The 4,805-nt window shown below is 44.8% G+C and carries 5 protein-coding genes and 1 rRNA gene; all 6 read left to right on the top strand.

The genetic code is table 11. From position 1 onward, the window contains the following. Nucleotides 1-375, top strand: a 375-nt coding sequence (locus T525_RS0111135; RefSeq protein WP_027405810.1) for an MIP/aquaporin family protein, incomplete at its 5' end; no start/stop codon positions are given. A gap of 168 nt (nucleotides 376-543) precedes the next feature. After that, nucleotides 544-849, top strand: a complete 306-nt coding sequence (locus T525_RS0111140) for an Ada metal-binding domain-containing protein (protein WP_027407247.1) — start codon at nucleotides 544-546, stop codon at nucleotides 847-849. Between the two features lie 102 nt (nucleotides 850-951). Further along, entirely contained in the window at nucleotides 952-1,554 is a 603-nt protein-coding gene (locus tag T525_RS0111145) for a hypothetical protein (RefSeq protein WP_027407248.1), read from the top strand. 101 nt (nucleotides 1,555-1,655) lie between these two features. Continuing rightward, a complete protein-coding gene (gene serS, locus T525_RS0111150; RefSeq protein WP_027407249.1) occupies nucleotides 1,656-2,939 on the top strand; it encodes a serine--tRNA ligase in 1,284 nt (427 codons plus the stop codon). A gap of 57 nt (nucleotides 2,940-2,996) precedes the next feature. Then, nucleotides 2,997-4,106, top strand: a complete 1,110-nt coding sequence (gene alr, locus T525_RS0111155; RefSeq protein WP_027407250.1) for an alanine racemase — start codon at nucleotides 2,997-2,999, stop codon at nucleotides 4,104-4,106. Nucleotides 4,107-4,586: 480 nt separating this feature from the next. Beyond that, nucleotides 4,587-4,805, top strand: a 16S ribosomal RNA gene (locus tag T525_RS0111160); the annotation flags it as partial.

A 4,805-nucleotide genomic window follows, 5' to 3' on the forward strand; every position in this document is an offset into this window, starting at 1 on the left:
GGTGTATTCTCCACTGCAAATGCTTGCGGTAACCAGATGACTGGTTTCCTCGGCGAGTTTATCGCTACCTTCTTCCTGATGTTCGGTATTTGGTGCATCTTCTCCAAGGGTGTTCAGGGCTCCATCGGCCTTGCTCCTGGCTTTGGCCCTTATCTCGTAGGTTGCTTGATCTGGGCTCTTGGTCTTTCCCTTGGCGGCTGCACTGGTTATGCAATGAACGCTGCTCGTGACCTTGGTCCAAGAATTGCTCATGCAATTCTGCCAATCCCTGACAAGGGTGACGGTAACTGGGGTTATGCTTGGGTTCCAGTAGTTGCTCCACTCTGCGGTGGTGTTGCTGCTTATGTTGTATCCAGCGCTCTCGGTATTATCTGATGATCCGATAACAGGATAATTATCTAAAAAGTTTTACCCCTGCCTCCCTTAGGCAGGGGTATTTCTTTTCTGTTAATCCTAATAGAATATATACTTAATGGGTTGTTAGTGGAAATAATTGAACAATTGCGTTATAATATAGGAAGTATTTATTAGGAGGAATTCCACATGGAAAAAAAGGAATACACGAAATTAGGCATTGCACTTGTCATTATTGTACTTTTATTAATCGGGGGATATAAGCTTTATTCTGATTCACTGGCAAATGATTTTAATGACATTTCAACTGTTGAAATTGAAAGAGTTGCAGAGTCTTATACCGGCATATATCATCGTCCGGGCTGCCCAAAAGTAAAGACTATTTTACAGCCAATAATCTTTGATGAAGGAAAGACTGCTGAGGAAAACAACAAGCAGGCAAAGGCTGAAGGCTATGTTCCTTGCAAGCGTTGTCATCCAGACCAGGTGAAATGATAATAGAAGGCCCTTGATGGTAAAGTCAAAGGCCTTTTCTTATTTTTAGGCTATGAATTGATGTTTTTAAAGGTTTGAGTTGATATTTCGAAAGGATAAGCTATGGCAATCAAGGCTCCTACAGCTCCAACACCGCCCACCCCACCTGTATCCCCAAAGGCTCAGGATAATGGGGAGGGGGGCCATAATACGGATACAAATCAGGGGTCGGAAAGTACCGGCAAGGAATTTGGCATTCATATCAATGTTTCCTCCCCTGAGGATAAGACAGGAAAAGGTCAAAAGGTCAAACAAGATGCCAACGCTGCAGGAGATGGTCAACTCCAAAAGGAGGTAATCACCAAGGAGCGGGATCAGCTGCCGGAGCCCCAGGCTGTACTCACAGGAGATATGCCAGCGGACAGGATGCTTCAGACGGAAACCAAGCAGCCGGGGGATGATGCACTTCATGTAAACAGCCATGATTCCAGTTTTGGGGGAATTAGTATATGGCCCTTTGTACTTGTGTTTGTGACGGCCTTTATAGGTTTTACCCTGCTTAATTATATGAAAAAGAAAGAATCTGAGCCTGTAACAGCAAAAATGATTAAACAGGAAGAAAAGCCGGAAATTAAACAGGGAGATTCACTTAAAGAGAACAAAGCACCATCAACCGGAAAGAACAAGGATGATGATACCCATAAACATTTTGAAATAAGGATTTAAACTTCTTTTACAAAATATTTGATTTATAGTAGAATTAATGAGGTAGATAGTCATGGGAGCAAGCTCCCTATACATATTTGGATATATTGGAGGTCATTAAGGTGTTAGATATCAAATTTGTCAGAGAGAATCTTGAAGCTGTTAAGGAGATGCTCAGGAAGAGACATAATAGTTTGAATTTGGATGGATTCACTGACCTGGAGAAAACCCGTCGTGAAATTCTGGCTGAGGGGGAAAACCTCAAGGCAAAGCGTAACACCGTATCCAAGCAGATTGGTGCCATGAAGAAGGCCGGGGAAAATACTGATGCCATAGTTGCTGAAATGCAGTCTGTAGGTGAGGAGATTTCCAAGCTGGATGCCCAGTTAAAGACTGTGGAGGACAGCCTGAGAGATATTATGCTCAGCATTCCTAATATGCCGAAGGATGATGTTCCTTATGGTGTGGATGATACTGATAATCCGGAAGTAAGAAAATTCATGGAGCCTACCAAGTTTGATTTTGAGCCAAAAGCCCATTGGGACTTGGGTGCAGACCTCGATATTATTGACGCAGAGCGTGCAGCAAAGGTTACTGGCGCCCGTTTTACCTTCTACAAGGGTCTGGGTGCCCGTCTGGAGCGTGCTCTTATTAACTTTATGATGGATCTCCATGCCACCAAGCACGGCTACAAGGAGATGCTGGCCCCATGCATCGTAAATACTGACAGCATGATTGGTACTGGCCAGCTTCCTAAGTTTGCTGAGGATATGTTTAAGCTGGAGGGCTTGGACTATTACATGGTTCCAACAGCTGAGGTTCCTACAACAAACTACCATCGTGAGGAAATTCTCGACGGTTCCACACTCACTGAGAAGTTCTGCGCATATACCGCCTGCTACAGAGCAGAGGCAGGCAGTGCCGGCCGTGATACCCGTGGCCTTATCAGACAGCATCAGTTTAACAAGGTTGAGCTCATAAAGTTCTGTAAGCCGGAAGATTCCTGGGATGAACTGGAAAAGATGACTGATGATGCTGAAGATGTACTGCGTATTTTGGAGCTTCCATATCACGTGGTTCTCCTTTGCACCGGCGACATGGGCTTTACCTCTGCCAAGACCTATGATCTGGAGGTTTGGATGCCTGCCCAGAATTGCTATCGTGAGATTTCTTCCTGCTCCAATTGTCTCGATTTCCAGGCCCGTCGTGCCAACATTAAGTTCCGTCGTGATGCCAAGAGCAAGCCAGAGTTCGTTCATACCCTGAATGGCTCCGGTCTGGCAGTAGGGCGTACCTTCGCGGCTATTCTGGAGAATTATCAGAATGAGGACGGTTCTATCCGCATTCCTAAGGCTCTTATTCCTTACATGGGTGGCGTTGAGGTCATCAAGAAGGAAGAGCTGTAATTCAGTGATATATAGCCTGCCCCCAGGGGTGGGCTATTTTAATTAGGGGGATAGAAAATGGCAATACGAGATGTATGGGCCGAGGTAAATCTTGGTGCTTTGGAAAGCAATATTAAAAATATAAAATCCTGTATTAAAAATAATGCCAAATGGTGCGCTGTGGTAAAGGCTGATGGATATGGCCACGGGGCATTGGCAGTGGCCCGTAAGTGCGTGGAAATGGGTGCATCATACCTGGCAGTGGCAGCCATCAGCGAGGCTATTGTACTTCGCAAGGGAGGCTTTACCACGCCAATCCTCATATTAGGTCCTACTCCCATAGAAGCCGCCGGAACAATAGTGGATTATGATATAACCCAGGCGGTGTTTACCTTGGAAGAGGCCCAGGCATTATCCCATGAAGCGAAAATGAGACACAAGGTGGCCAAGGTACACCTGAAGGTGGATACGGGTATGCACCGTATAGGTATAAAGCCGGAACAGGCAGGAGAGATGGCAAGGGCTATTACGGAGCTTCCAGGGCTGGAACTGGAGGGAATGTTCTCCCACTTTGCTTTGGCAGATGCAGAGGATAAAACCTATGCTTATAAGCAGCTTGAACAATTTAAGCTGGCCATAGCAAATGTTGAGAAGGCAGGATTTTCCATTCCTTTAAAGCATTTAGCAAATTCTGCGGCTATTTTGGAAATGCCGGAGGCACATTTTGACATGGTGCGTGCAGGAATAATTTTATATGGCCTGTGGCCATCTCCGGAGGTAAAGCGCAATATAGATCTTAAACCGCTGATGAAGCTATGTGCCAAGGTTGCCTTTATAAAGGAGCTTGAACCAGGTGAGTCTGTTAGCTACGGCTGCACATGGAGGGCAGAGCGCAAAAGTATAATTGGTACCCTTCCAATAGGTTATGCTGATGGATATACGCGAATGTTCAGTGGCAAGGCCCAGGTGGATTATAATGGTCAACGGGCCCCTGTGGTAGGCAGAATCTGCATGGATCAGTGTATGGTGGATCTGACGGATACAAATAATATAAAGGAGGGGGACACTGTTGTGCTGTATGGATCACAGGACCTGACCATTGATGAGGCAGCTGACTGGCTGGGAACAATAAATTACGAGCTGCCGTGCATGCTCAGTCCAAGGGTGCCGAGAATATACAAGGAATAGAATATTGTTTAACAGTTAGGAGGCGTTGGCTGCAGATCAATGCCTCCATTTTTTATTAAGGGAATCGGACTGGCCAATACAGCCCAATCTTTTTGATAATTAACAAAAAATGAAAAAATAGATTTATATATTGACAATATATGGAAAAGGTAGTAACATTATCAACGTTGTCGCCGCAGTTCATTTGATTATGAAACGGGATAACAAAAAATAATTCAAAAAGATGCTTGACATGAAAGCTTCTTTGAGATATTATATAGAAGCTGACTCACTAAGCAAGAGCCTGTGAGAAAGCGAGGGTGTTCTTTGAAAACTAAACAATGCAACAAAGAATCATGCACACATGATTCAAGCCAGATGATGGAGCAGCTGTTTAATATAGTTGCTAACATACATAATAGTTTGTGCAAAACTATGAAATTCCTTTATTAAAAGGTAATTCTAGAAACTTTAAGAGCCATTCAGGTTCTTCAAAATAATTTTTTGGAGAGTTTGATCCTGGCTCAGGACGAACGCTGGCGGCGTGCTTAACACATGCAAGTCGAACGGGGCGAAGAGAAGCTTGCTTTTCCTAGCCTAGTGGCAAACGGGTGAGTAACGCGTAGGCAACCTGCCCTTCAGATGGGGACAACATTTCGAAAGGAATGCTAATACCGAATGACGTGCATTGGTCGCATGACCGATGCACCAAAGGCCGGG

This window comes from Anaerovibrio sp. RM50 (assembly GCF_000622005.1).
Taxonomy (GTDB): domain Bacteria; phylum Bacillota; class Negativicutes; order Selenomonadales; family Selenomonadaceae; genus Anaerovibrio.

What these genes read in the sequence shown, in the direction of transcription:
- alr (WP_027407250.1), top strand. Translation starts at nt 2,997, where the DNA reads ATGGCAATACGAGATGTATGGGCCGAGGTAAATCTTGGTGCTTTGGAA.
- T525_RS0111145 (WP_027407248.1), top strand. Translation starts at nt 952, where the DNA reads ATGGCAATCAAGGCTCCTACAGCTCCAACACCGCCCACCCCACCTGTA.
- T525_RS0111140 (WP_027407247.1), top strand. Translation starts at nt 544, where the DNA reads ATGGAAAAAAAGGAATACACGAAATTAGGCATTGCACTTGTCATTATT.